Origin of the sequence: Xanthobacter flavus (genome assembly GCF_017875275.1) — a bacterium.
GTDB lineage: Bacteria > Pseudomonadota > Alphaproteobacteria > Rhizobiales > Xanthobacteraceae > Xanthobacter > Xanthobacter flavus_A.
Window position 1 is genome coordinate 1,669,724 of record NZ_JAGGML010000001.1, and the last position, 24,799, is coordinate 1,694,522.

At 68.2% G+C, this 24,799-nt stretch carries 21 protein-coding genes; 13 read left to right on the plus strand and 8 right to left on the minus strand.

Going from position 1 to position 24,799, the window contains the following annotated elements; translation table 11 throughout:
* Nucleotides 1–103 precede the first annotated feature (103 nt).
* Nucleotides 104–562, minus strand: a complete 459-nt coding sequence (locus J2126_RS08105; protein WP_209485545.1) for a hypothetical protein — start codon at nt 560–562, stop codon at nt 104–106.
* 261 nt (nt 563–823) lie between these two features.
* On the opposite strand from J2126_RS08105, the gene J2126_RS08110 reads away from it, so the two are divergent.
* Complete coding sequence (locus J2126_RS08110; RefSeq protein WP_209485546.1) at nt 824–1,696, plus strand: hypothetical protein; 873 nt, start codon at nt 824–826, stop codon at nt 1,694–1,696.
* Nucleotides 1,697–1,793: 97 nt separating this feature from the next.
* Here the strand turns inward: J2126_RS08110 and J2126_RS08115 are convergent, their stop codons facing one another.
* The 4 genes from J2126_RS08115 to J2126_RS08130 all read right to left on the minus strand — a co-directional run bounded on the left by J2126_RS08115 (nt 1,794) and on the right by J2126_RS08130 (nt 4,903).
* On the minus strand, nt 1,794–2,399 hold the full coding sequence (locus tag J2126_RS08115; RefSeq protein ID WP_209485548.1) for an OmpA family protein: 606 nt from the start codon (nt 2,397–2,399) through the stop codon (nt 1,794–1,796).
* Between the two features lie 14 nt (nt 2,400–2,413).
* Complete coding sequence (locus tag J2126_RS08120) at nt 2,414–2,854, minus strand: hypothetical protein (protein WP_209485551.1); 441 nt, start codon at nt 2,852–2,854, stop codon at nt 2,414–2,416.
* Between the two features lie 208 nt (nt 2,855–3,062).
* Nucleotides 3,063–4,406 (minus strand): multidrug effflux MFS transporter, encoded by a 1,344-nt coding sequence (locus J2126_RS08125; protein ID WP_209485553.1) that lies wholly within the window; start codon nt 4,404–4,406, stop codon nt 3,063–3,065.
* On the minus strand, nt 4,403–4,903 hold the full coding sequence (locus tag J2126_RS08130) for a MarR family winged helix-turn-helix transcriptional regulator (RefSeq protein WP_209485555.1): 501 nt from the start codon (nt 4,901–4,903) through the stop codon (nt 4,403–4,405). The genes J2126_RS08125 and J2126_RS08130 overlap by 4 nt, the downstream gene beginning before the upstream one ends.
* A 117-nt stretch (nt 4,904–5,020) precedes the next feature.
* On the opposite strand from J2126_RS08130, the gene J2126_RS08135 reads away from it, so the two are divergent.
* Nucleotides 5,021–6,148: a site-2 protease family protein gene (locus J2126_RS08135; RefSeq protein WP_209485557.1), complete on the plus strand. Its 1,128-nt coding sequence runs from the start codon at nt 5,021–5,023 to the stop codon at nt 6,146–6,148.
* A gap of 9 nt (nt 6,149–6,157) precedes the next feature.
* Here the strand turns inward: J2126_RS08135 and J2126_RS08140 are convergent, their stop codons facing one another.
* Both J2126_RS08140 and J2126_RS08145 read right to left on the minus strand, forming a co-directional pair.
* Nucleotides 6,158–6,553, minus strand: coding sequence for a DUF4189 domain-containing protein (locus tag J2126_RS08140; RefSeq protein WP_169124659.1), 396 nt, complete (start codon nt 6,551–6,553; stop codon nt 6,158–6,160).
* A 136-nt stretch (nt 6,554–6,689) separates the two neighbouring features.
* Complete coding sequence (locus J2126_RS08145) at nt 6,690–7,394, minus strand: SDR family oxidoreductase (protein WP_209485558.1); 705 nt, start codon at nt 7,392–7,394, stop codon at nt 6,690–6,692.
* A gap of 192 nt (nt 7,395–7,586) precedes the next feature.
* Here J2126_RS08145 and J2126_RS08150 point away from each other — a divergent pair, with 192 nt between their 5' ends.
* From J2126_RS08150 to cysN, 11 genes are all read left to right on the plus strand, one after another.
* Complete coding sequence (locus J2126_RS08150) at nt 7,587–8,681, plus strand: efflux RND transporter periplasmic adaptor subunit (RefSeq protein WP_348634260.1); 1,095 nt, start codon at nt 7,587–7,589, stop codon at nt 8,679–8,681.
* Nucleotides 8,678–11,767, plus strand: a complete 3,090-nt coding sequence (locus tag J2126_RS08155; RefSeq protein WP_209485560.1) for an efflux RND transporter permease subunit — start codon at nt 8,678–8,680, stop codon at nt 11,765–11,767. The genes J2126_RS08150 and J2126_RS08155 overlap by 4 nt, the downstream gene beginning before the upstream one ends.
* A 125-nt stretch (nt 11,768–11,892) precedes the next feature.
* A complete protein-coding gene (locus tag J2126_RS08160) occupies nt 11,893–12,918 on the plus strand; it encodes a patatin-like phospholipase family protein (protein ID WP_209485562.1) in 1,026 nt (341 codons plus the stop codon).
* A 2-nt stretch (nt 12,919–12,920) separates the two neighbouring features.
* On the plus strand, nt 12,921–14,384 hold the full coding sequence (locus tag J2126_RS08165) for a GntP family permease (RefSeq protein WP_209485564.1): 1,464 nt from the start codon (nt 12,921–12,923) through the stop codon (nt 14,382–14,384).
* A gap of 18 nt (nt 14,385–14,402) precedes the next feature.
* Nucleotides 14,403–14,906, plus strand: coding sequence for a YqhA family protein (locus J2126_RS08170; protein WP_209485566.1), 504 nt, complete (start codon nt 14,403–14,405; stop codon nt 14,904–14,906).
* A 356-nt stretch (nt 14,907–15,262) separates the two neighbouring features.
* Nucleotides 15,263–16,582, plus strand: a complete 1,320-nt coding sequence (gene serA, locus J2126_RS08175) for a phosphoglycerate dehydrogenase (protein ID WP_209485568.1) — start codon at nt 15,263–15,265, stop codon at nt 16,580–16,582.
* A 119-nt stretch (nt 16,583–16,701) separates the two neighbouring features.
* Nucleotides 16,702–17,940, plus strand: a complete 1,239-nt coding sequence (locus J2126_RS08180) for a serine hydrolase domain-containing protein (RefSeq protein ID WP_209485570.1) — start codon at nt 16,702–16,704, stop codon at nt 17,938–17,940.
* A gap of 392 nt (nt 17,941–18,332) precedes the next feature.
* Nucleotides 18,333–19,397 carry a polyphosphate kinase 2 gene (gene ppk2, locus J2126_RS08185; protein WP_432445349.1) on the plus strand — a complete coding sequence of 355 codons (1,065 nt, stop codon included), beginning with the start codon at nt 18,333–18,335 and terminating at the stop codon, nt 19,395–19,397.
* 120 nt (nt 19,398–19,517) lie between these two features.
* Nucleotides 19,518–20,117 (plus strand): TetR/AcrR family transcriptional regulator, encoded by a 600-nt coding sequence (locus tag J2126_RS08190; RefSeq protein ID WP_209485574.1) that lies wholly within the window; start codon nt 19,518–19,520, stop codon nt 20,115–20,117.
* 454 nt (nt 20,118–20,571) lie between these two features.
* The gene (gene cysD, locus J2126_RS08195) at nt 20,572–21,471 is read left to right on the plus strand and encodes a sulfate adenylyltransferase subunit CysD (RefSeq protein ID WP_209485576.1); all 900 of its coding nucleotides are present in this window, start codon (nt 20,572–20,574) and stop codon (nt 21,469–21,471) included.
* Nucleotides 21,471–23,381, plus strand: a complete 1,911-nt coding sequence (gene cysN / locus J2126_RS08200; protein ID WP_209485578.1) for a sulfate adenylyltransferase subunit CysN — start codon at nt 21,471–21,473, stop codon at nt 23,379–23,381. The genes cysD and cysN overlap by 1 nt, the downstream gene beginning before the upstream one ends.
* Nucleotides 23,382–23,496: 115 nt before the next feature.
* On the opposite strand, the gene J2126_RS08205 is transcribed toward cysN, so the two are convergent.
* The gene (locus tag J2126_RS08205) at nt 23,497–24,795 is read right to left on the minus strand and encodes an NAD(P)/FAD-dependent oxidoreductase (RefSeq protein ID WP_209485580.1); all 1,299 of its coding nucleotides are present in this window, start codon (nt 24,793–24,795) and stop codon (nt 23,497–23,499) included.
* Nucleotides 24,796–24,799 lie beyond the last annotated feature (4 nt).

Here is a 24,799-nt window from a genome sequence, read left to right on the forward strand (position 1 = left end):
CGCGCGGCGCCTGAGCGGAAGCAACGCGAAAAGCCCGCGCGGCGCCGGAGCGAAAGCAACGCAAAACCCCCGCGCGGCGCCGGAGCGGAAGCAACGTCAACCTCTACGCCGCGACCCCTGACAGGCGGAGCGCGATGCGCTCCTCCAGCCGCGCGATGGCGGCGCCGATTTCCGGCAGGAGGCGGCGATAGGCCAAGCGGCGGGCAGGCGCGGGCAGGCTGCGCACGACTTCGGCGAGCCCCCAGGTCTCCAGCCGGAGCAGGCCGAGGAAAGGCTGGCGGCGGACGGCCCTGCGGCTCGCCTCGCCCAGCGCCACCACCACGTCGAGGCGCGGCGCGCCCGAGAGCAGGAAGACCCCCGCCGGCTTGGCTGAAAGTCCGTCGGCGGGGATGTCCTCGGCCTCCAGCGCGGCGACGAGGGCGGGGTCGACCTGGCCCGGCGTCGCGGCGGCGGCGCTGAACGGGCGCAGATCGGGATGGCGATGGAGCGCCACCGCTTCCGCCATCAGGCTGAGCGCCCCGTTGTCGGGGCACAGGAAGAGCACGGTCGGACGGCCGGGCATGCGAACCCCTTCATTTATAACAGGAATCAGCGAGCGACGCGCCCCCGCGCCCGCTTTTGATTCGGCACCCTAGACGGAGGGTGGGACGAGGGTGTGACAGCGGCGCGGGGCCCTCTGGAGGCCGGACGCGAGCCAATGGGAACGTCCTGATAAGACTGGCGTTAACCATTCCGAAAATTTTCCGGGGGATGGATCACATGCTGGCGATCGTCGTGATTCGACAATGAATTCGCGCCGGCGCGTAGAATTCGGAGAAGAGTCATGGCCAAGAAGCCGGAAGTCACCAGTGACGAAGTGAGCACCCTCGCCGCGAAGGCCCTTCGCGATCCGGGCAGCCTCACCCACGCGGAGATCAAATCCCTCGCGGCTTCGGCTCTGACCCAGTCCCCCGACAAGCCCAAGGCCCCCGCCAAGACCGCCCCCGCCAAGACGGCGCCGGCGAAGGTGGCCCCCGCCAAGAAGGCTGCTCCCGTGAAGGCGGCCGCTCCGAAGGCGGCGCCCAAGGCTGTGGCGCCCAAGGCTGCTGCAAAGACCACTGCCCCGAAGGCGGCCGCCAAGGCTCCGGCGGCGAAGGAAGCCGCGCCGAAGGCTGGGGCCGAAGCGCCCGCGAAGGCGACGAAGGCCAAGGCCACCGCGCCCAAGGCCACCGCGCCCAAGGCCACCGCGCCCAAGGCATCTGCGCCCGAGGCGGCTCCGAAGGCTGCACCCAAGGCGACCAAGAAGGCTGCCGCCCCGAAGGCTGCGGCGCCCAAGGCGGAAGTGAAGTCCGCGCCCGAGACCAAGGCCGTCGAGACCAAGGCTGTCGAGACCAAGGCCGCCGAAGCCAAGGCGCCTGCCAAGGCTTCCAAGCCCGCCGCCCCGAAGGCGCCCAAGGCCACCGCTCCGAAGGCTGCTGCTCCGAAGGCTGCTGCGCCCAAGGCCCCGAAGGCCGCTCCCGCTGCCAAGACTGCTGCTCCCAAGACCCCCGCTCCCAAGACTCCCGCTGCCAAGACTTCCGCTCCGAAGACCCCCGCCCCGAAGGCGGCCCGCGCCAAGGTGGCGGCGGTGAAGACCGCGCCCGCTCCGGCCCCGAAGGCCCCGGCCAAGGCCGCGCCGAAGGCCGCCGCCAAGCCGGCCCGCGCCAAGAAGGCGTGAGATCGGCCTGAGATCGCCCCATCACGGGGCCCGAAAAACAGGAACGCCGCCGTCGGGGATGCCCGGCGGCGGCGTTCTCGCGTTCAGCGCCGGGGGATCAGGGGGTGAGGACGCCCGTGCTCCCGAGATTGAAGATCTGGACCCGCCTGTTGATGGCGGCATGCGGGTTCTTCACGTCCTGCAGGTTTTCCTCGCCGAGGCCGACGGCCTGGAGCCGGCGTGGATCCACCCGGAAGGTGGTGGCGAGCGCCTGCATTACCGCGTCGGCCCGCTCCTGGCTGAGCTTGAGATTGATCTCGCGGGTGCCGGTGGTGTCGGTATTGCCCACCACGAGGAACTTGTAGCCGAGCAGGATGGGGTTGTGCATGGCATCGGCGACGGAGCCGAGCGTGCGGTAGGACGAGGGCTTGATCATCGCGGAATTGAGATCGAACTCGATCTCCACGTTGATCTGCGCCAGCTGGTCGAGCTGGATGGCCAGCGGCGGGCGGCTCTCCGGCGGGCCGGTGTACTTCATGTGCGCGACGGCAAGGCCGCGCAGCGCCTCGGCCGAGACGTTCGGCACGTTGGCAACGCTGGCCTGGAGGCCCTGGACGATCTGGGCATCGGAGGTGACCACCTGGGCCGAGACGGGCGCGGCGAGGAGCACCGGCGCCATCAGCGCGGCGGACAGCAGCAGGGCGGAACGCATCTGGAATTTCATCTGTCCCTCCCCCTTCACTGCTGATTGTAGCCGGCGTTGATGAGGGCACCCGTGCAGGCCTGGCTCACCACCTTGGAGGCTTCGAGCAGGCAGGAGACGATGTTGCCGTCGCCAGGCACGAGGCCGGGGCAATATTGCGCGCGGTCGCGATCGCACACCTTGTAGGCCTCGCGCTGCGCCGCGGCGCGGGCCTCGGTCATCGCGCGGATGCCTTCGTGGTTGGCGGCGCAGGCCGGCGAGAGCTTGCTCGCGTTCTGCGCGAGGCAGTTGTGGATGGCGCCGTTGCCGAGGTTCTGGCCCCGGCAAAGCTTCATGATGTCCTCGCCGCAATGCTGCGCCAGAAGGCCGGCGGCCTGGGCGTAGCTCACGGTCTGCGCCTGCGCGCCCGCGCTGTGGCCGACCGTTCCCGCCCCCAGCGCGATCAGCGCCGCGAGGGCCAGTCCTCGAAGTTTCATAGATTTCCCCCATAGAGCGCGACCCGATCAAATTGAATCAATTTGATCGGTGAATCGCCCTCTAACTTGATGATAGAGAACGCGTTATCCGATCTGATTGCAGTGCAATCAGATCGGCGCGTGCTCTAGCCCGGAATCGCGAGCGTGAGGGGAATTGACCACTGCGCCTCCCGTTCGGTCAACCGGCGGGAGCGCGGCCGTGGCGTGCTCAGGATGCGTGGCGGTAGGTGCCGGCCTCGATTTCGTCGCCGGCCGCGCCCACAAGGCCAAGGGGATCGGCGGCGAGCTCCAGATCCGGCGCCTCGGGCGCCTCCTCCGCCGGCGCGGGCTCCGGAACCCGGCGCGGCGCGAGCGCGAGGTGGACGGTGAGCGCCGCCACCGCCATCGCGGGCACGAGGATCGTCATGGCCACCAGCGGCGAGGGCAGCAGCGCCGAGACGGAGGTGCCGAGGAAGCCGCTGCCGATCTGCACGAATCCGGTGAGCGCGGAGGCGGAGCCGGCGATGGAGCCGAAGCCGGCCAAAGCGCTGGTGGTGCAGCCGGGCAGCAGCAGCGCGCAGCCGCAGGCCCAGAAGGAAATGGGCAGCATCACGCTCAGGGTCGAAAGCGCCACCACATGCGGGCCCACCGCCATGGCGATGGCGCCGGTGAGCACCAGCAGGAGGCCGGGCAGGATCAGCTGCTGCGCCTTGAAGCGGTTGAGCAGCGGCCGGGCAATGAGCGTGCCCGCCATGAAGGCGCCGGTCTGCATCATCATGGCGAGGCCGAACTGGGTGGGCGAGAGCCCCACCCGGTCGATCAGCACGAAGGGCAGCGCCGCCGCCAGCGTGTAGATGCCGCCCAGCGCGCAGCCGGCGGTGAGGGCGGCGCGCATGAAGCCACGGTCGGTGAGCAGGCGGCGATAGCTGGCCGCGACCGCGCGCGGCGCGGCGAGGCGCGCGTCCGGCGCGCGGTTGGTTTCCGGCACGCGCAACAGCAGCAGCGTCATGAGGGCGAGGCCGAAGCCGGTCATGGCGACGAACACCGAATGCCAGCCGAAGGCGCCGAGCAGCAAGCCGCCGATGGTGGGCGAGATGGCCGGGCCGATGGCAAGGATGGTGCCGATGAGGTTCATCACCCGCGCCGAGGCCTGCCCGGTATATTGGTCGCGCACCAGCGCGCGGGACAGGGCGATGCCCGCCGCCGCGCCGATGCCCTGCAGGATGCGCCCGGCCACCAGCCAGCCGATGGTCGGCGCCAGCATGGCCACCACCGCGCCGGACAGATAGATGCCGAAGAAGCCGAGCGCCACCGGCCGCCGGCCGTAGGCGTCCGACAGCGGGCCGCAGATGAGCTGCGAGACGGCGAAGCCGAAGAAGAAGACGGTGAGGGTGAGCTTCACCGTGGCGATGGACGTGCCGAACACCTCCACCAGCGTCGGCAGGGCCGGCGTGTAGAGGGAGAGGCTGACCGGGCCGAGCATGACCATCATGCCGCCGATGATCGACACCTCGCGCTCGGTCATGAGCGGCTTGGGCGATGTCGCGGCCTCCGCGGGATGAGGCGCCGTCATTTGCGGGCCTCCCTGATGCGGGCCTCGCGCGGGGCGGCCTCGCGGCCCGCGCAGTCGCGGGCGAGGTTGCCACGGATGCGATCGAGGAAATCGCGCAGCTGCGCGCGCTCCTCATCGGAGAAGCCGCGCGTCGCCTCCTCGCGGGCCCGCGCCGCCGCCTGCTCGATGCCATCCAGATAGGGCCGGGCGGCATCCGTGAGCGCGACGATCTTGGCGCGCCGGTCGGTGGGGTCGGTCTCGCGCACCACAAGCCCCAGCCCTTCAAGGCGATCGAGGAAGCCCACCAGCGTCATGGGCTCCACGCTCATCTTCTCGGCGAGCGCCGACTGGCGCAGGCCCGGGTTGATGTTGATGTGGGCCAGCGCCCGCGCCTCGCCGATGGTGAGGCCGAGGCCAGCGCCATCGAAGGCGCGGTCGATGCGGGCGCGGTAGAGCCGCGCGGAATCCACGAGCAGGAAGCCGAGCGGCGGCGTGGCGTGAGAGGGGGGCGATCTCATAAGGCCAATATATAATAAGCCTTCCTTACTAACAAGACCAAAGCCGCCTGATGCATGTCATTGCGCCCCCGCCGCGACGCGCTATGTGTGAAGCGACATCCCTCAGGGAGACCCGCGATGCCTTGGTCCGTGACCATCGGCCGCCTCGGCGAGACCGCCATCCGTATCCACGTCACCTTCCTGCTGTTCCTGGTGTGGATCTGGGCGGCCTATTACCGCTCCGGCGGCGCGCAGGCGGCGTGGGAGGGGGTGCTGTTCGTCGCGCTGCTGTTCTTCTGCGTGCTGCTGCACGAGCTGGGGCACGTCTTCGCCGCCCGCCATTACGGGGTGAAGACGCCGGACATCACGCTCTGGCCGTTCGGCGGCATCGCCAATCTGGAACGCATTCCCGAGAAGCCGTCGCAGGAACTGGTGGTGGCCATCGCCGGGCCGGCGGTGAACGTGGTGATCGCCCTCGTTCTGCTGGTGGTGCTGAGCCTCACCCTCACGGGCGGCGACCTGAAGGCGGAGGATCTGGCGAAGGTCGAGGATCCCGGCACGTCCATGCTGGTCAAGCTCGCGGGCGCCAACATCTTCCTCGTGCTGTTCAATCTCATCCCCGCCTTCCCCATGGACGGCGGGCGGGTGTTGCGCGCGCTCCTCGCCATGAGGATGGGTTTTGCCCGCGCCACCGCGCTCGCCGCCTCCATCGGCCAGGGCCTCGCCATCGGCCTCGGGCTCATCGGCATCTTCACCAATCCGATGCTGATGATCATCGGCGTCTTCGTCTTCCTCGCCGCCTCCGGCGAGGCCGGGCAGGTGCAGCTGAGGGAGGCTTCGCGCGGGCATATCGTGGCCGACGCCATGATCACCCATTTCGAGACGCTGGGGCCGCAATCCACCGTGGACGATGCGGCCGAGGCGCTCATCCGCTCCACCCAGAAGGAATTCCCGGTGGTGGACGGCGCCGGCCACCTGCGCGGCGTGCTCACCCGCGACGCCATGATCCGGGCGCTCAAGGAGCAGGGGCCGACCACCCCCGTCATCGAGGTGATGCAGCACGACATCCCGACCGTGGAGGCCCGCTCAATGTTGGACGCGGCGCTCAAGCTCATCACCAGTGCCCAGGTCCCCGCCGTCGGCGTGCTCGACGCCCCCGGCGGCCGGCTCGTGGGCCTGCTCACGCCGGAGAATGTCGGCGAGCTGATGATGGTGCATGTGGCACGGGACGCGCGGGCCGAGAGGACAAAGGGCACAAGTATCTGATTCAGAATATCACGGCTTCACGTAGTCATCGCAGAATGCAATTCGAATGGTACACGTCACGCCCTTGGCTTCGCAACTGTTTGCGGCCGCTGTTTCCGCATCGCCCCGAAGGAACTTCTTGGACCAGTAGCCGACAGCCTTGCCCTTGTCGGGAACGGCAAGGGCGACACACTGCTTGTTGCCGGTGACGATCAGCCGGCATTCACGCGTGCCGCCCTTCTGGCACAGGTCCATGGCGATCTTTTTCGCCTCCGCTGCTGTTTTTTTGTTTTTTGCCCATCCATGCCAAAACTGGCTGTCTCTCTGACCCCAGGCGATGGCGAATTCGGCATGTGCGGGCGCTGCTCCCAAAGGCAGGGCGCAAGTCAATAATGACAGACTGAGAAGGTAGACCACATTCTTCACGGGAAACACTCCTGCGGTCAACCAACTTAACCTTTGCCACAAGATATCGCCATGGGGACGCGCAAGGCGCGTGAGAGGCCCGGCTTCGAAGGCCGGCCCCATCGCTCACCCCTACCCCAAGCCAAATGCGCCCCGCTCACACCGAGCGCATCAGCCCACCGTCCACCTTCAAATTCTGGCCGGTGATGTAGCCGGCGCCTTCGGAGGCGAGGAAGGCCACCGTGGCGGCGATCTCGGCGCTGGTGCCGTAGCGGCCCATGGGCACGCCGGCGCGGCGCTCGTCGGTCTGCGGCAGGCTGTCGATCCAGCCGGGCAGCACGTTGTTCATGCGCACGTTGTCGGCGGCATAGGTGTCGGCGAAGATCTTGGTGTAGGCGGCGAGCCCCGCGCGGAACACGGCGGAGGTGGGGAACATGGCCGCCGGCTCGAACGCCCAGGCGGTGGAGATGTTCACGATCGCCCCGCCCTTCTGCGCCACCATGACGGGGGTGACGAGCCGCACCGAGCGGATCACATTCATGAGATAGATGTCGAGGCCCTGATGCCACTGCTCGTCGGTGATGGCGGTGATGGTGTCGCGCGGGCCGTGGCCGGCGCTGTTCACCAGCACGTCGATGCGACCGTAGCGTGCCATCACCTGATCCACGAACGCGGCGATGTCCTCCGCCTTCTGGTTGGAGCCGGTGACGCCGAGGCCGCCCAGTTCCGCGGCCAGCGCCTCGCCCTTGCCGGACGAGGACAGGATGGCGACCGCATAACCATCCGCCGCAAGGCGCCGCGCGCACGCCGCCCCCATGCCCGACCCGCCCGCGGTGACGACGGCGACCTTGACCTCTGCCATGTCGATCTTCTCCTTTTGGCGCATAACGCGCCGGTCGATCACGGGAATGGCAGAAACGGGCACGTATAGGAAGGCGCTTTGAGTTAACTTGCTGGTCTAATGCGCAGATGTCCTCTATAGCCACGCTAGTTGCACTGCGAAGAGGAGCTGCTCGTGCGCGACCATCGGGTATATCGCGGGCAGGATGCTGGCGTGGTCAAAGGTAAGCACATGCTGCTGGGCGTGCTCGGCGCGTGCTTCTTCCTTGCCGCCTGCGGCGAGGCGCAGAAGCCGCAGGCGCAGGAGCCTCGGCCGGTGCGCACGGTGGTTGCCACCAACCGCGCGGCGAGCGACGCCGTGAGCCTCACCGGCGTGGTGGAGGCGCAGAACGAGGCCACCTACGGATTCCGCATCTCCGGCCGCATCATCGACCGCCTGGTGAACGTGGGCGACCGCGTCGCCCCCGGCCAGGTGCTCGCCCGTCTCGATCCGCAGGACGAGCAGAATGCCGTGCGCTCGGCGCAGGCGGCCCTCGGCGCGGCAAACGCCAACCTCACCCAGACCCGCAACCAGTATGAGCGCCAGCGCCAGCTCCTCGCCCGCGGCTTCACCCCGCGCGCCCAGTATGAGCAGGCCGAGCAGGCGTTCCTGAACGCCCGCGCGCAGGTGGACGACGCGGAAGCGCGCCTGCAGATGGCCGAGGACCGCCTCGGCTTCACGGAATTGAAGGCCGACAGCGCCGGCGTCGTCACCCAGCGCCGGGCCGAGCCGGGCGAGGTGGTGCAGGCCGGCCAGCCGGTGATCGAGGTGGCGCGCCAGGATGGCCGCGACGCGGTGTTCGATGTGCCCGCCGCCATGCTCTCCGGCCTGCCCGGCGACCCCGAGGTGACGGTGGCGCTCGCCACCGACCCCGCCATCTCCGCCACCGGCCGGGTGCGCGAGGTGGCGCCGCAGGCCGATCCGGTGACCCGCACCTTCCGGGTGCGCGTGGGCCTCACCAATCCGCCCGAGGGGCTGCGCCTCGGCACCACGGTGGTGGGCCGGGTGATCGTGGATCGCGGGCCGGTGGTGGAAATCCCGGCGAGCGCCCTCACCCGCCTCAACGACAAGCCCGCCGTGTGGGTGGTCGATCCCAAGAGCCAGACCGTGGCGCTGCGCACCATCGAGGTGCTGCGCTTCGGCCCGGCGTCCGTCAGCGTCGGCGAGGGGCTGAAGCCCTCCGAGATCGTGGTGACGGCCGGCGTCCAGGCGCTGCATCCGGGCCAGAAGGTGCGCCTGCTCGCGGCGCCCGCGGGAGCCAGCCTGTGAGCGGCGGCTTCAACCTTTCAGCCTGGGCGCTGAAACACCGCTCCGTCATCATCTACCTCATGGCCATCTCCGTGGTGGCCGGCGTGATGGCCTTCCGCAACCTCGGCCGGGCGGAAGACCCGACCTTCGTCATCAAGACCATGGTTGTGCAGGCCAACTGGCCCGGCGCCACCTTGGAGGAGACTTTCCGGCAGGTGACGGAGCGGCTGGAGCGCAAGCTCCAGGAGGTGCCGCAGCTCAACTTCCTGGAGAGCTACACCAAGCCCGGCGTCACCACCGTGTTCGTGAACCTGAAGGGCTCCGCCACCGCCGCCGAGGTGCCGGACATCTGGTATCACGTCAGGAAAAGCATCGCCGACATCCGCCACACCCTGCCGCAGGGCATCGTGGGGCCGTTCTTCAACGACGAGTTCGGCGACACCTTCGGCATCATCTACGGCTTCACGGCGGACGGCTTCTCCCATCGCGAGCTGCGCGACTATGTGGAGGAAGCCCGCTCCGAGCTGCTGCACGTGCCGGACGTGTCGAAGATCGAGATCCTCGGCGCGCAGGACGAGCGCATCTTCATCGAATTCTCCATGGCCGAGCTGGCGAGCCTCGGCATCGACCGGCAGGCGGTGCTCTCGGCGCTGGCGGCGCAGAACATCGTGCGCCCCTCGGGCGAGATTCAGACGGGCAAGGAGAACATCTCCGTCCGCGTCTCCGGCGCCTTCGCCTCGGAAGCGGACATCGCCAATGTGAATTTCGTGGTGAACGGTCGGCTCATCCGCCTCGCCGACATCGCCACCATCCGGCGCGGCTTCGCCGATCCGCCGCAGCCCATGTTCCGGGTGAACGGCAAGGACGCCATCGGCCTCGCCATCGCCATGCGCGACGGCGGCGACATCCTCGCCATGGGCGCCAACATCGACCGCGCCATGACGCGCATCCTCGCCAACATGCCCGTGGGCATCGACGCGACGCTGGTGGCCGATCAGGCGGTGACGGTGAAGAGCGCCATCTCCGAATTCATGGAGAGCCTGTGGCAGGCGGTGGGCATCATCCTCGTGGTGTCGTTCATCGCGCTCGGGGTGAGGGCCGGCGCCATCGTGGCGCTCGCCATCCCGCTCACGCTGGCCATCGTCTTCGCGCTGATGCAGCTCGCGCATATCGACATGCAGCGCATCTCGCTCGGTGCCCTCATCATCGCGCTGGCGCTGATGGTGGACGACGCCATGACCACCACCGACGCGACGCTCACCCGCCTCGCGGCCGGCGACGACCCGCCCACCGCCGCCTCCTACGCCTTCAAGGCCTATGCGGCAGCCATGCTGGCGGGCACGCTGGTGACGGTGGCGGGCTTCGTGCCGGTGGGCTTCGCGGCCTCCTCGGCGGGCGAATATACCTTCACCTTGTTCGCGGTGGTGGGCATCGCGCTCCTCGTCTCGTGGATCGTGGCGGTGCTGTTCGCGCCGCTGCTCCAGGTGCTCATCCTGCGCGCGCCGGCGAAGGACAAGATCCCCGATCCCGACGCCCCGCCGAAGGGCGTGATGGGGATGTACCGGTCGTTCCTCATCCTGTGCCTGCGCCTGCGCTGGGTGACGCTCGCCGTCACCGCCGGCCTGTTCGTGCTCTCCGTGCTGGCGCTGCCGCTGATCCCGCGCCAGTTCTTCCCCTCCTCCGACCGGCCCGAGCTGCTGGTGGACCTCGCCTCGCCGCAGAACGCCTCCATCTACGCCTCGCAGAGCGTGGCCGAGGCGTTCGACAAGGTGCTGGCCGATGATCCGGACGTGGCCCGCTGGTCCACCTACGTGGGCCGTGGCGCCATCCGCTTCTATCTGCCCCTCGACGTGCAATTGCCCAACGACTTCTTCGCCCAGAGCGTGATCGTGGCCAAGGACGTGGCGGCACGTGAGCGGCTGCGCGTGAAGCTGGAGAAGGTGCTCGCCACCGACTTCCCGCAGCTTGTGGCGCGCATCTCGCCGCTGGAGCTGGGGCCGCCCGTGGGATGGCCGGTGCAGTATCGCGTCTCCGGCCCGGAGATCGAGAAGGTGCGCGCCATCGCCTTCGACCTCGCCAAGGTGATGGCCGAGAACCCCGAGGTGGAGACGGTCAATTACAACTGGATCGAGCCTGCCCGGCAGGTGTCCATCCGCGTGGACCAGGACGAGGCGCGCCTCCTCGGCCTCTCCACCGCTCAGCTCGCGGGCGTGCTCAACACCGTGCTCTCCGGCCAGCCGGTGACGCAGGTGCGCGACGACATCTATCTCGTCAACGTGGTGGCCCGCGCCACCGACGAGGAGCGCGTCTCGCTTGCCTCCCTCGCAACGCTGCAAGTGCCGCTGCCCAACGGGCGCACCGTGCCCCTCTCGCAGATCGCCACCTTCGAGTACGGGCAGGACTATCCCGCCATCTGGCGGCGCGACCGGGTGCCGACGCTGACCGTCCAGTCTGACGTGACGCGCGGCGTGCTGCCCGAGAGCGTTGTGGAGAAGCTCGCGCCGAAGATCGAGGCCCTGCGCCGCACCCTGCCCGCCGGTTACGCCATCACGCCGGGCGGCACGGTGGAGGAGAGCGCGACCTCGCTCGCCTCGGTGGTGGCGGTGGTGCCGGTGATGCTGTTCCTCATGTTCACCGTGCTGATGTTCGAATTGAAGAGCTTCCAGCGGCTCGTCATCGTGCTGTCGGTGGCGCCGCTCGGCCTCATCGGCGTGGTGGCGGCGCTGCTCGCCTCCGGCCGGCCGCTGGGCTTCGTCGCCATCCTCGGCGTTCTGGCGCTCATCGGCATGATCACCAAGAACGCGGTCATCCTCATCGGCCAGATCGAGGCGGACCGCGCAGCGGGAAAGACCGTGTGGGATGCGGTGGTCTCCGCCTCCTCCCTGCGCTTCCGGCCCATCATGCTCACGGCGGTCTCCACCGTGCTGGGCATGATCCCCATCGCCCCCACCGTGTTCTGGGGGCCCATGGCCTTCGCCATCATGGGCGGGCTCATGGTGGGGACGCTGCTCACCCTCATTTTCCTGCCGGCGCTCTATGTGGCGTGGTTCGGCCCCGATACCGGGCCGGAGCGCGTCGCGCAGCCGGTCAAGACGCAGCCGGCGTGACCGGCGCGCGGACGGCGGGCCTTCCCGCCGCCGCCAACAACACAAGAACGACCCGAGGAAACGCCCGCCACGCCAAACGGCGACAGGCCCGCCCCTGAGCGGCCTGCGAGTGAATGAGGTCCAAGATGGAACGGGAACCGGTACTCGTCGATCTCGCCTTGCAGGGCGGCGGCTCCCACGGGGCCTTCACATGGGGTGTGCTCGACCGGCTGCTCGACGAGCGCTGGCTCGAGATCGAGGGCGTCTCCGGCACCTCGGCCGGCGCCATGAACGCCGCCGTGCTGGCGGACGGCTTCGCCGCCGGCGGCCGCGAGGGCGCCAGGCTCGCCCTTGAGAGCTACTGGTCCCACGTCTCGGAAGCCGCGCGCTTCAGCCCGTTCAAGCGCTCGCCCTTCGACAAGATGCTCGGCCGCTGGTCCATGGACACCGCGCCGGGCTTCCTGATGATGGATTTCATGACGCGGATGTTCTCGCCCTACCAGTACAATCCCCTGGGCGGGAACGCGCTGGCGCCGATCCTCGAAAAGCAGATCGACTTCGACCGCCTGCGCACCTCCCCCATCAAGGTGTTCATCACCGCCACCAACGTGCGCACCGGCCGCCCGCGCGTGTTCCGCAATGCCGAGATCACCCCCGACGTGCTGATGGCCTCGGCCTGCCTGCCCACGCTGTTCCAGGCGGTGGAGATCGACGGCGAGGCCTATTGGGACGGCGGCTATTCCGGCAACCCGACGCTGGCGCCGCTGGTGAGTGAGCTGAAGTCGGACGACACCATCCTCGTGCCCATCAACCCGCTGGAGCGGCCCGGCACGCCCAAGACGCCGGGCGAGATCCTCAACCGCCTCAACGAGGTGTCGTTCAATTCGGTGGCGATCAAGGAGCTGTACATGATGGCGCTGCTCCAGCGCCACGTGAACGAGCTGTCCGGCGATACGGAAGCCTGCAACTGGGCGCGCATGCGCGTGCATGTGGTGCGCAACCCCATCATGAACGAGCTGGGCTTCTCTTCCAAGCTCAATGCGGAATGGGACTTCCTCACCTGGCTGAGGGACGAGGGCCGCAAGGCCGCCGATGTGTTCCTCGCCGAGCACGGGCACGACATCGGCAAGGCCTCCACGGTCAATTTCGACCAGCTGATGGCGGAGCTTTGAGCATGGGTCTCATCGGCATTCTGGTCGGCCTCGCCGTCCTCATCTTCCTCGCCTTCCGCGGCTCCTCCATCCTCATCCTCGCGCCCATCGCGGGGCTGATCGCGGCCGCCTTCTCGGGCGAGCCGCTGCTGGCGAGCTGGACACAGACCTTCATGCGCAACGCGGCGGATTTCGTCGCGCAATTCTTCCCGCTTTTCCTGCTCGGCGCGGTGTTCGGCAAGCTGATGGAGGATTCCGGCTCGGTCACCTCCATCGCCAACTACATGACGGAAAAGCTCGGCCCCAGCCGCGCCATTCTCGCGGTGGTGCTGGCAGGCGCCATCGTCACCTATGGCGGTGTGTCGCTGTTCGTCGCCTTCTTCGTGCTGGCCCCCATGGGCGTCGCTTTGTTCCGCGCGGCCGGCGTGCCGCGGCGGCTGATGCCGGCGGCCATCGCGCTCGGCACCTCCACCTTCACCATGTCGGCCATGCCCGGCACCCCCTCCATCCAGAACGCCATCCCCATGCCCTTCTTCGGCACCACGCCGTTCGCGGCGCCGGGGCTCGGCATCATCGCCTCGCTCATCATGCTGGGCTTCGGCATGTGGTGGCTGAAGCGGCGGGAGAATGCCGCCCGCGCCGCCGGCGAGGGCTTCGGCTCGCTCATCGCGGCGCCGGACGAAAGCGCGGACCTCGCGGCGGACGACCCCATCGTGCGCGAGCGGGCCTCCACGGCCGGCCCGTTCGACCCGTCCGAGATCCATTCCAGCGACGAATCCCCCCGCGCCCCGCCCATCCTCCTGGCGGCGCTGCCCATCGTGGTGGTGATCGTCGTCAACCTCCTCATGTCCTTCGTGGTGCTGCCGCGCATGGATGTGAGCTTCCTCGCCGATCCGCAGTGGGGCGGCGTCACGCTGTCGGCGGTGGGCGGCGTGTGGTCGGTGATCGTGGCGCTGGCGGCGGCCATCGTCACCTGCATCATCATCAACTTCACCACCGTGCCGGAGCTGCGCGCCACCATGACGGCGGGCGCCAACGCCTCGGTGCTGCCCATCCTCTCGGTGGCGAGCCTCGTGGGCTTCGGCGCCATCGTCGCGGCGCTGCCCGCCTTCGCGGACGTGCGGGACTGGGTGCTCGGCATCGGTGGCGGGCCGCTGGTGTCGCTGGCGGTGGCCACCAACATCCTCGCGGCACTGACCGGCTCGGCCTCCGGCGGCCTCACCATCGCCCTCGACGCGCTGGGGCCGACCTACATGAAGATCGCCGCGCAGATCGGCATGGACCCGTCCCTCATGCACCGTGTCGCCGTCATCGGCTCCGGCACGCTGGACAGCCTGCCCCACAACGGCGCGGTGGTGACGCTGCTCTCCGTGTGCGGCGTGACCCACAAGGAAGGCTACCTCGACATCGTGATGGCCGCCGTGGTGGGCGCCCTCATCGCGCTGGCCGTGGTGATCGGGCTCGGCACGCTCGCCGGCAGCTTCTGAGCGGGAGGGGACGAAGCGATGCGCAAGGCGATCGTACGGCTGGTGACGCTGAGCCGCTGGGCCATGGTGCCGCTGTTCGCGGGGCTCTCGGTGGCGCTCGCCTTGCTCGTCGTCGCCTTCATTCTGGAACTCGTGCGCTTCGCCATCGCCCTGCCGAGCATGAACGAGACGCACGTCATCATGGGCATCCTCACCCTCATCGACCTTGCCCTGGTGGGCGGGCTGCTGGTGGTGGTGATCTCCTCGGGCTACGAGAACTTCGTCGAGAAGATCGACCGCGCCGATACCCCCTCCTCGCCGGTCTGGATGACGCGCATCTCCTTCTCGGGACTGAAGCTGAAGCTGTTCGCCTCGCTCATGGCCATCACCGGCATCACGCTCCTCAAGGCGCTGATGCGGCTGGAGACGGACGTGAGCGAGACGCAGGTGAAGTGGCTGGTGGTCGCCAACATCATCTTCGTCGCCGCCTATGGCGTGCTGGCGGTGACCGACCGCTTCCACCCCTCCTCGCGCGAGGATTGAGGGGGCGATCCTCTTCCCTCACCGCCGTCATGCCCCGGTTCATCCGGGGCATCCACCCCGTCGCCCGTGCGGTTTTGGAGCGGGGAGAGCCGGCCTTGCCGTTCCGTGGTTCGCCCGGAACCCGGCTGCTGCCGGGTTCCGTCTTTGCGAACGGAAGTCGGCTGCCGCCGGCTGCCGACGAGCCGGGCGATGACGGTCCTGCGAGGCTGGCCAAGCCGCCCCGCCACTTCCCCATCGTCAAGCCCCAGCCGCGGCAAAGGCGCGCGATCTCTGGACTGGGGCGGCAAAATCGCTACTTTCGCGCCGCCGCCGGGCCGCGACCGCCGCCCGGCAACCGCCATTTCAAGCCGAGCCTCATGTGCGGCAGCTCAGTCCGCGCGGGTTCGCCTGCTGATCGCCGAAGGACGTCGCGCCCCGTGACCCAAAACGCCCCCCAGCTTTCCCTGTCCCGCGACAAGATCAAGGTGCTGCTCCTCGAAGGCGTCAACGACAGCGCCGTCGAGATGATGCTCGCCGCCGGCTACACCAACCTCACCCGCCTGCCCAAGGCGCTGGACGGGGAGGCGCTGAAGGAGGCGCTGAAGGGCGTCTACCTGCTCGGCATCCGCTCGCGCACCCAGATCACCGCCGACGTGCTGGAGGCGGCCGACCGGCTCATCGCCATCGGCTGCTTCAGCGTCGGCACCAACCAGGTGGACATCGACGCCACCCGCATCGCCGGCATCCCGGTGTTCAACGCGCCCTTCTCCAACACCCGCAGCGTGGCGGAGCTGGTGATCGGCGAGATCGTGATGCTGCTGCGCCGCATCCCCAACCGCTCCGCCGCCGCCCACGAAGGGCTGTGGGACAAGTCGGCCACCGACAGCCACGAGGTGCGCGGCAAGACGCTCGGCATCATCGGCTACGGCAACATCGGCTCGCAGCTCTCCAACCTCGCCGAGGCGATGGGCATGCGGGTGATCTATTACGATCACACCGACAAGCTCCGCCACGGCAACACCGAGCCGGTGGCGACCATGGCCGACGTGCTCTCCCAGAGCGACGTGGTGAGCCTGCACGTGCCCGAGACCCCGGCCACCCACGGCATGATCGGCCGCGCCGAGATCGCCGCCATGAAGAAGGGCGCCTATCTCATCAACAACAGCCGCGGCACGGTGGTGGACCTCGACGCCCTCGCCGACGCGCTGAAGGAAGGTCGCCTGCGCGGCGCGGCGGTGGACGTGTTCCCCGTGGAGCCCAGCGCCAACGGCCAGAAGTTCGTCTCCCCGCTGCAGGGCCTGCCCAACGTCATCCTCACCCCGCACATCGGCGGCTCCACCGAGGAGGCGCAGGAGCGCATCGGCGCCGAGGTGGCGCGCAAGCTGCTCGATTATTCGGACACCGGCTCCACCATGGGCGCGGTGAACTTCCCGCAGGTGCAGCTGCCGGCGCGCCCCACCGGCACCCGTTTCATCCAGGTGCAGCGCAACTTGCCGGGCATGCTCGGCCGCCTCAACGAGGTGCTGGCCCGCCACGCGGTCAACATCGCCGCCCAATATTACGAGACCAATGCCGACATCGGCTATGTGGTGCTCGACGCGGACGCCTCGGCGGTGGACAGCCAGGCCATCCTCGCCGACATCCGGGCGCTCGAAGGCACCATCCGCGCCCGCCTGCTCTACGAATACAAGGCCTGATCGACCGCCCCCACCTTTCCGCTCCGCCCAATGGCCCCCTTGCCAAAGGGGGGCTCCGCCTGCGTTGATACGGCAACGCTTGGCCGCTTCGACGGCGGGGCACCACGGGGGAAACGGGCATGGGTATCGGGCGGTCGGGATCGGTCTTCTCTCACCCGTTGGGCCGGCTCGCGCTGGGGCTTCCGGCGCTCGCTTTCCCCGCCGCGCTCGCTTTCGCCGCCGCGCTCGCCTGCGCCGCACCTGTCCGGGCGGCGGAAAACCTCGACAGCTATCTTGAAGGCGTGCGCGCCAAATACGGATTGCCGGCGCTGGCCGCAGCCGTGACCCGATCGGGCGAGATCGTCGCCTCGGGCGCGGCGGGCAAGCGGGCCATCGGCATCGATATCCCCGTGACGGTGGAAGACCGCTTCCACCTCGGCTCCGACACCAAGGCCTTCACCGCCACCGTCGCGGGGACGCTGGTGGAGGAAGGCAGGATCAAGTGGTCGAGCACCCTCGGCGAGGTGCTGGGCGGCAAGGTGAAGGACATGAACCCGAAGCTCGCGGCGGTGACGCTGGAGCAGCTCCTGTCCCACACCAGCGGCATCCCCTCCGACAATGCGGACACCATCGCCATCTATTTCAATGCGGTGGGCTTCGAGAAAACGCCCACGGCCCTGCGCATCGACGCGCTGGAGCGGTGGAAGACGCACGCGCCGGAGGTGCCCAGGACCGGCTCGCCGTTCCAGTATTCCAACCTCGGCTACACCTTCGCCGGCGCCATGCTGGAGGAGGTCTCCGGCAAGCCGTGGGAGCGCCTGGTGGAGGAGCGCATCTATGCGCCGCTCGGCCTGAAGAGCGCCGGCTTCGGCCCGCAGGCGACCTTCGGCAAGTATGACGCCGCCATCGGCCACATGCTGGACGACAAGGGCACCCCCACGGCCATGGCCTGGGGCCCCTCGGCGGACATTCCGCCCGTGATCGGCCCGGCCGGCATCGGCCACATGTCGGTGCTGGACTTCGCCCGCTGGGGCGATTGGAACGCCGGCCAGGGCAAGCGCGGCCCGAAGATCGTCTCGCCGGAGACGCTGGCCGTCATCCACAAGCCCCACGTCACCACCCCGCCCTTCAAGAACCCGCCCCCCGGCACCCCCTCCGCCGGCGACTATGCCTTCGGCTGGGGCGTGGTGAAGCTCGACTGGACGAAGACGCCTGTGCTCACCCACAACGGGTCCAACAGCATGAACTTCGCCAAGATCCTGGTGGAGCCGGCGAGCGACCTCTCGGTGGAGGTGGTGGCCAATTATCCCGGCCAGACCGCCGAGGACGCCGCCACCGAAGTGGTGAAGCACCTCTACGGGCAGTTCGCCCCGAAGTGAGGGGATGGGTTCGCCTTCTCCCCTTGCGGGAGAAGGTGGCGCGCGGCAAAGCCGCGTGACGGATGAGGGGTGAAAGCCCCGGTGCCGTCGGGACGTTGGCCCCTCACCCCCGGCCCCACTCCCGCCCGAACTCGGCTGTTGTCGAGTTCGGTTCGTGAAGGTCGAAGTCGCCAAAGGCCGACTTCGAGGGGAGAGGGGAGACCCAACCGTAAGCCGCCCCCTACCTCCCCCGCTCCTTGATCTCAATCAACGCTCTTCAGCCGGCTAAGGCTCATGTTTTGACGCGGTTTTTCAGCCGCGGATGGCGCGCGCCTCCAGCGCCCAAGGAGCCCAGCATGGCCAGCATTGACGACCTCTCGCCCGTGACCGGCGCCGACGCCATTCCCGCCGAGATGGAGCGCTCGCTGGCCGAGGAGCGCCAGCTGGCGGCACAGGAGGCGGAGCTGTCCGCCGTCGCCGCCCTCTCCGCCTCCCTCGAAGAGCCCCAGCCTGCCGCGGCGGCGGGCGTGGACGAGGTGAAGGCCGGCATCGCCGCCATTCTCGCGGGCGCCGCGCCGGACGACGCCGTGCGGCTGCGCAAATCGCTCGGCCTGCCCAAACCCGCGGGCACCCCGGCCGGCCAGCCGCGCGTGACAAGCGACGAGCTGTCCGACGACTGGCGCACCGGCGGCTATCCCTTCAAATACAAGATGCTGCGGCGCGACTACGAGCAGCAGAAATTCATCCTCCAGACCGAGCTTCTGAAGCTTCAGTCGTGGGTGAAGGAAAGCCGCCAGCGGGTCATCATCCTGTTCGAGGGGCGCGACGCGGCCGGCAAGGGCGGCGCCATCAAGCGCTTCATGGAGCACCTCAATCCCCGTGGCGCGCGGGTGGTGGCGCTGGAAAAGCCGAGCGAGGTGGAGCGCGGCCAGTGGTATTTCCAGCGCTATGTGGAGCACCTGCCCACCACCGGCGAGATCGTGATGTTCGACCGCAGCTGGTACAACCGGGCCGGCGTCGAGCGGGTGATGGGCTTCTGCTCGGATGACGAATATCGCGAGTTCCTGCGGCAGGCGCCGGAGTTCGAGCGCAACCTCGTGCGCAGCGGCATCCACCTCATCAAGTTCTGGTTCTCGGTGAGCCGCGACGAGCAGCGCCGCCGCTTCAAGGAACGCAAGGTGCATCCGCTGAAGCAGTGGAAGCTCTCGCCCGTCGATCTCGCCTCGCTGGACAAGTGGGACGACTACACCCGCGCCAAGGAAGCCATGTTCTTCCACACCGACACGGCGGACTCGCCCTGGACGGTCATCAAGTCCGACGACAAGAAGCGCGCCCGCATCAATGCCATGCGCTATGTGCTGCATTCCCTGCCCTACAAGGACAAGGACCAGAAGCGCATCGGCCCGCTGGAGACCCTGCTGGTGGGACGCGCCAACACCGTGCACGAGCGCGGGGAATATGTGATGGGCGGGCGATAGACAACGGGCCACGGCCTGTTTGCGGTGGTGTCGGAATGACTTGTCTCGCCGGCGGCATCGACGGTATGTCCTGTTGTGGCGATGTATTTTCGCGCCACGACAGGGGCGGCAGCCTGAGGCATGGATAACGCCACGCGTTCGGAGCGCACGAAGTCCGCCGTCATCGCGGCGGCGCTCGCCATCATCGCCCGCGACGGCGCCGGCCGCCTCACCCTCGATGCCATCGCCCGGGAGAGCGGCGTCAGCAAGGGCGGGCTGCTGCACCAGTTTCCCACCAAGCGGGCCGTGCTCGCGGCGCTGCTGGAGCAGCAGGCGGACCATTACGACAGCTTCGCCCAGGCGTTCCGGGAGGCGCATGGGGCGGACTATGCCGAGCCGGCCCTGGCCGCGCAGATCGCCGCCTATCGCGAGGTGATGAAGGGAGCCAATTCCATCACCTCCGCCATCCTCGCCGCGGTCGCCGAGGATCCGACCTTCCTCAACCCGCTGCAGGAGCGCGAGCAGCAGTCCCTCGCGCTCATCCGCGAGCAGGCGGCGGACCCGGAGCAGGCCCTCAGCCGCCTCTATTCGGCTCAGGGACTCGCCCTTTCCACCATTCTGGGGCTCTGCCCGCTCAGCGCAGACGCCCGCGAGCGGATGTTCGAGCACCTGCTCGACGAAAGCCGCTGGCTGAATGCTCCCGGAGATGGGCGCAAGTCCCGGCAGCTTCCCTCCCGCTGAGCGACCGCATCCGGGCCCGTGCGAACGGGCGGCATGTCAACGTCATCTTATGAGAGGAATCATTCTTCAACAAACCGTCTGGTCAGTTTGTTTTTCACGGCACAGTCGGATAATGTGATCCCATAGCGCAGTCGGACTTCAGGCCGACTGTCCGCTACTCCGTCGGTCTCGCCGCAACGAGACCGACGGGAATGGAACTGCGGACGGAATTTCCGCCCCCTTAAACCGTCCGCAGTTCCCCTTCCCCCATCACACACTGATAATGCCCCGCAGATGCCGGCCCGGCCGGCTGCGGCGCGTCGCCTCCGCGCGCGCCGTTCTGCGCCCGCGCGGGCGGCTCGCCTTTTGTCGGAATGTGGAGTAGAAATAAGATATCCACATCTCACAGATGCGGAATAGGGCGGTGCGCGGTGCCGCCCTGTGCGTCGTGTTGGGACCGAAGAGCGAAGAACAGATGAGCCTGACCCATCTCCAGCGCCTCGAGGCGGAGAGCATCCACATCATGCGCGAGGTCGTCGCCGAGGCCGAGCGCCCGGTGATGCTCTATTCGGTGGGCAAGGATTCGGCGGTGATGCTGCATCTCGCCAAGAAGGCCTTCTTTCCCTCCCCGCCTCCCTTCCCGCTGCTCCACGTGGACACCACCTGGAAGTTCCGCGCCATGTACGAGCTGCGCGACCGGGCCGCGCGCGAGGCCGGCATGGACCTTCTCGTCCACCAGAACCCGGACGCGCTGGAAAAGGCCATCAACCCCTTCGACCACGGCCCCCTCCATACCGACATGTGGAAGACGGAGGGCCTGAAGCAGGCGCTGGACAAATGGGGCTTCGACGCGGCCTTCGGTGGCGCCCGCCGCGACGAGGAGAAGAGCCGCGCCAAGGAGCGTGTCTTCTCCTTCCGCTCGCAGAACCACCGCTGGGACCCGAAGAACCAGCGGCCGGAACTCTGGCACCTCTACAATGCCCGCAAGAACAAGGGGGAGAGCATGCGCGTCTTCCCCATCTCCAACTGGACCGAGCTGGACATCTGGCAATACATCCACCTCGAAGGTATCCGCATCGTGCCGCTCTATTTCGCCGCCCCGCGCCCCACCGTGGAGCGCGACGGCCTGATCCTGATGGTGGATGACGACCGCTTCCCCCTGCGCCCCGGCGAACAGCCGCAGATGCGCTCGGTGCGCTTCCGCACGCTCGGCTGCTACCCGCTCACCGGCGCGGTGGAGAGCACGGCCGACACCCTGCCCCAGGTGATCCAGGAAATGCTGCTCACCACCACCTCCGAGCGCCAGGGCCGCGCCATCGACAAGGACGCCGGCGGCGCCGGCATGGAGAAGAAGAAGCAGGAGGGGTATTTCTGATGAGCGCGCCCCTCGATCCCGTCTACAAGACCGACGCCCTCATCGCCGAGGACATCGACAAGTATCTCGACGTGCACCAGCACAAGACCATGCTGCGCTTCATCACCTGCGGCAGCGTGGACGACGGCAAGTCCACCCTCATCGGGCGGCTGCTCTACGATTCCAAGATGATCTTCGAGGATCAGCTCGCCGCGCTGGAGGCCGATTCGAAGAAGGTCGGCACCCAGGGGCAGGAGCTGGATTTCGCGCTGCTGGTGGACGGCCTCGCCGCCGAGCGCGAGCAGGGCATCACCATCGATGTGGCCTATCGCTTCTTCGCCACCGAGAAGCGGAAATTCATCGTCGCCGACACCCCCGGCCACGAGCAGTACACCCGCAACATGGTGACCGGCGCCTCCACCGCCGACCTCGCGGTGATCCTCGTGGACGCGCGCAAGGGCGTGCTGACCCAGACGCGGCGCCACTCCTACCTCGCCCACCTCATCGGCATCCGCAACATCGTGCTGGCCGTGAACAAGATGGACCTCGTGGGCTACAACCGCGAAGTCTTCGAGAAGATCGTCGCCGACTATCGGGCCTTCGCCGCCTCCATCGGCATCACCGATTTCGTCGCCTTGCCCATCTCCGGCTTCAAGGGCGACAACATCACCACCCTCTCCCCCAACACGCCGTGGCATGCCGGCCCGACGCTGATGGAGCATCTGGAGAGCGTGGAGATCGACGCCGCCCATGACGCGGCAAAGCCATTCCGCATGGCCGTGCAGTGGGTGAACCGGCCGAACCTCGACTTCCGCGGCTTCGCCGGCCTCATCTCCTCCGGCACGGTGAAGCCGGGCGATGCCATCCGCGTTCTGCCCTCCGGCAAGACCAGCACGGTCTCGCGCATCGTCACGCTGGACGGCGACCTCAGGGAGGCCGTGGCCGGCCAGTCCGTCACCTTGTGCCTCGCCGACGAGATCGACTGCTCGCGCGGCGACGTGATCGCGGCGGCGGAGGCCCCCGTGCAGGCGGCGGACCAGTTCGAGGCGGTGATCGTGTGGATGGACGAGCAGCCCATGCTGCCGGGCCGCCCCTACTGGCTGAAGCTCGGCACCCAGACGGTGTCCGCCACCATCACCGAGCCCAAGTACCAGGTGAACGTCAACAACATGGACCACCTGGCGGCGAAGACGCTGGAGCTGAACGCCATCGGCGCCTGCAACATCGCCACCGACCGGCGCATCCCGTTCGAGCCCTATGCCGAGAACCGCGAGCTGGGCGGCTTCATCCTCATCGACAAGATGACCAACGCCACCGTCGGCGCGGGCATGATCCACTTCGCGCTCAGACGGTCGGACAACGTCCACTGGCAGGCCACCGACATCTCCCGCGAGCACCATGCGGCGCTGAAGAACCAGAAGCCGGCCGTGGTCTGGCTCACGGGCCTTTCCGGCGCGGGCAAGTCCACCATCGCCAATCTGGTGGAGAAGAAGCTCGCCCGGATGAACCGGCACACTTTCCTGCTCGACGGCGACAACGTGCGCCACGGCCTCAACAAGGATCTCGGCTTCACCGCCGCCGACCGGGTGGAGAACATCCGCCGCGTGGGCGAGGTGGCGAAGCTGATGACGGATGCCGGCCTCATCGTCATCACCGCCTTCATCAGCCCGTTCCGCGCCGAGCGCGACATGGTGCGCGGCATGATGCAGCCGGGCGAGTTCTTCGAGGTCTTCATCGACACGCCGCTGGCCGAGGCCGAGCGGCGCGACGTGAAGGGCCTCTACAAGAAGGCCCGCGCCGGCCAGCTCAAGAACTTCACCGGCATCGACAGCCCCTACGAGGCCCCCGCCGCCCCCGAGCTGCGCGTGGACACCACCGCCATGGACCCGGAGGCCGCCGCCGAGGCCATCGTGCGGATGCTGGTGCCGTAAGGCGGGGGCGGGGTCACTCCCTCGGCCCCGTTCCTTGAACGGTGCCGGGTGGTTGGCGCTCAAGCGCCGCGCGGGCTTGGCCTAAGGCCCATGAGTGATCTCATGGGCCTTAGGCTCACACCGGCCCCGCCTCCTCCATCCGCACTTCCTTGAGCTTCTTGATGCCGAGCAGGCTCAGGGCGGCATTCTCATAGAAGGTCTCGCTCACGCCCTGCCGCACCTTGTGCAGGAAGTAGCGCTCGAAGCCGACCTTCGCGGTATGCACCCAGGCGCCTTGCGACGACCAGTTGACGTTGCGCGGCGGGATCTGCGGCTGGGCGATGAAGGCGATGCCGCCGTCGCCGAAATCGGCGAGGCACACCGCGTTCCACGTCGCCACCGCCCGCGGCTTTTCCCCGGCGAGCAGCGCGGCGATGTTGGCGGCGGTGGCCGTGACCATGGATTCGATCATGAAGCCGGTCTTGGGCACGCCCACCGGCAGCGGCGTCTTGCCCATGGGCGGGATGGCGACGCACACGCCGATGGCGAAGATGTTGGGGTAGGCCGGGTTCTGCTGGTGCCGGTCCACGATGACGAAGCCGCGGGGATTGGACAGGCCCTCGTGGCCGGACACCGCCGGCACGCCACGGAAGGCGGGCAGAATCATGGAGAAGGCGAAGGGCAAATCGTGGGTGGCCTTCGGGCTTGCGTCCTCGTTCACCTCCTCCACGCTCATCCGGCCGGCCTCCACGCGGGCCACGCGGGCGTTGGTGATCCATTTGATGTGCTTCTCGCGCAGCGCGCTTTCCAGCAGGCCCTTGGTGTCGCCCACGCCGTCGAGGCCGAGATGGCCGACATAGGGCTCGGGCGTCACGAAGGTCATGGGCACCTGGTCGCGGACCTTGGCCTTGCGCAAGGCGGCATCGAGGATGAAGGCGAATTCGTAGGCCGGCCCGTAGCAGGAGGCCCCAGCCGCCGCGCCGACCACGATCGGCCCGGGTGAACGCACCAGCGCATCGAAGGCGGTGCGCGCGTGGGCGGCATGGTCGGTGAGGCAGACGGAATGGGTATGGCCAGCGGGGCCGAGCCCCTCCACCTCGTCGAAGGCGAGGTCGGGGCCGGTGGCGATGACGAGGTAGTCGTATTCGAGCGTGTCGCCATCATTCAGCTCGATGCGGTTGTTCTTGGGATCGAGCCGCTTCGCGCCCATGGGCATGAGGCGGATGCCGCGGGACTGGAAGACCTTGGTGAGGTCCACCGTGATCTCCTCGGGCTTGCGCCAGCCCACGGCGACCCACGGATTGGAGGGCACGAAGGTATAGGTGGAGCCCTTGTTGACCACCACCACCTCATGCTTCGACCCCACCTTCTCCTTCATCTCATAGGCCATGATGACGCCGCCGAGCCCGGCGCCCAGGATGACGATCCGCGACATTGCT

Bases quoted from the DNA above. Each gene is read 5' to 3' on its own strand.
- J2126_RS08105 (WP_209485545.1), bottom strand. From the start codon at position 562: ATGCCCGGCCGTCCGACCGTGCTCTTCCTGTGCCCCGACAACGGGGCG.
- J2126_RS08110 (WP_209485546.1), top strand. From the start codon at position 824: ATGGCCAAGAAGCCGGAAGTCACCAGTGACGAAGTGAGCACCCTCGCC.
- J2126_RS08115 (WP_209485548.1), bottom strand. From the start codon at position 2,399: ATGAAATTCCAGATGCGTTCCGCCCTGCTGCTGTCCGCCGCGCTGATG.
- J2126_RS08120 (WP_209485551.1), bottom strand. From the start codon at position 2,854: ATGAAACTTCGAGGACTGGCCCTCGCGGCGCTGATCGCGCTGGGGGCG.
- J2126_RS08125 (WP_209485553.1), bottom strand. From the start codon at position 4,406: ATGACGGCGCCTCATCCCGCGGAGGCCGCGACATCGCCCAAGCCGCTC.
- J2126_RS08130 (WP_209485555.1), bottom strand. From the start codon at position 4,903: ATGAGATCGCCCCCCTCTCACGCCACGCCGCCGCTCGGCTTCCTGCTC.
- J2126_RS08135 (WP_209485557.1), top strand. From the start codon at position 5,021: ATGCCTTGGTCCGTGACCATCGGCCGCCTCGGCGAGACCGCCATCCGT.
- J2126_RS08145 (WP_209485558.1), bottom strand. From the start codon at position 7,394: ATGGCAGAGGTCAAGGTCGCCGTCGTCACCGCGGGCGGGTCGGGCATG.
- J2126_RS08160 (WP_209485562.1), top strand. From the start codon at position 11,893: ATGGAACGGGAACCGGTACTCGTCGATCTCGCCTTGCAGGGCGGCGGC.
- J2126_RS08165 (WP_209485564.1), top strand. From the start codon at position 12,921: ATGGGTCTCATCGGCATTCTGGTCGGCCTCGCCGTCCTCATCTTCCTC.
- J2126_RS08170 (WP_209485566.1), top strand. From the start codon at position 14,403: ATGCGCAAGGCGATCGTACGGCTGGTGACGCTGAGCCGCTGGGCCATG.
- serA (WP_209485568.1), top strand. From the start codon at position 15,263: ATGTGCGGCAGCTCAGTCCGCGCGGGTTCGCCTGCTGATCGCCGAAGG.
- J2126_RS08180 (WP_209485570.1), top strand. From the start codon at position 16,702: ATGGGTATCGGGCGGTCGGGATCGGTCTTCTCTCACCCGTTGGGCCGG.
- ppk2 (WP_432445349.1), top strand. From the start codon at position 18,333: ATGGAGCGCTCGCTGGCCGAGGAGCGCCAGCTGGCGGCACAGGAGGCG.
- J2126_RS08190 (WP_209485574.1), top strand. From the start codon at position 19,518: ATGGATAACGCCACGCGTTCGGAGCGCACGAAGTCCGCCGTCATCGCG.
- cysD (WP_209485576.1), top strand. From the start codon at position 20,572: ATGAGCCTGACCCATCTCCAGCGCCTCGAGGCGGAGAGCATCCACATC.
- cysN (WP_209485578.1), top strand. From the start codon at position 21,471: ATGAGCGCGCCCCTCGATCCCGTCTACAAGACCGACGCCCTCATCGCC.
- J2126_RS08205 (WP_209485580.1), bottom strand. From the start codon at position 24,795: ATGTCGCGGATCGTCATCCTGGGCGCCGGGCTCGGCGGCGTCATCATG.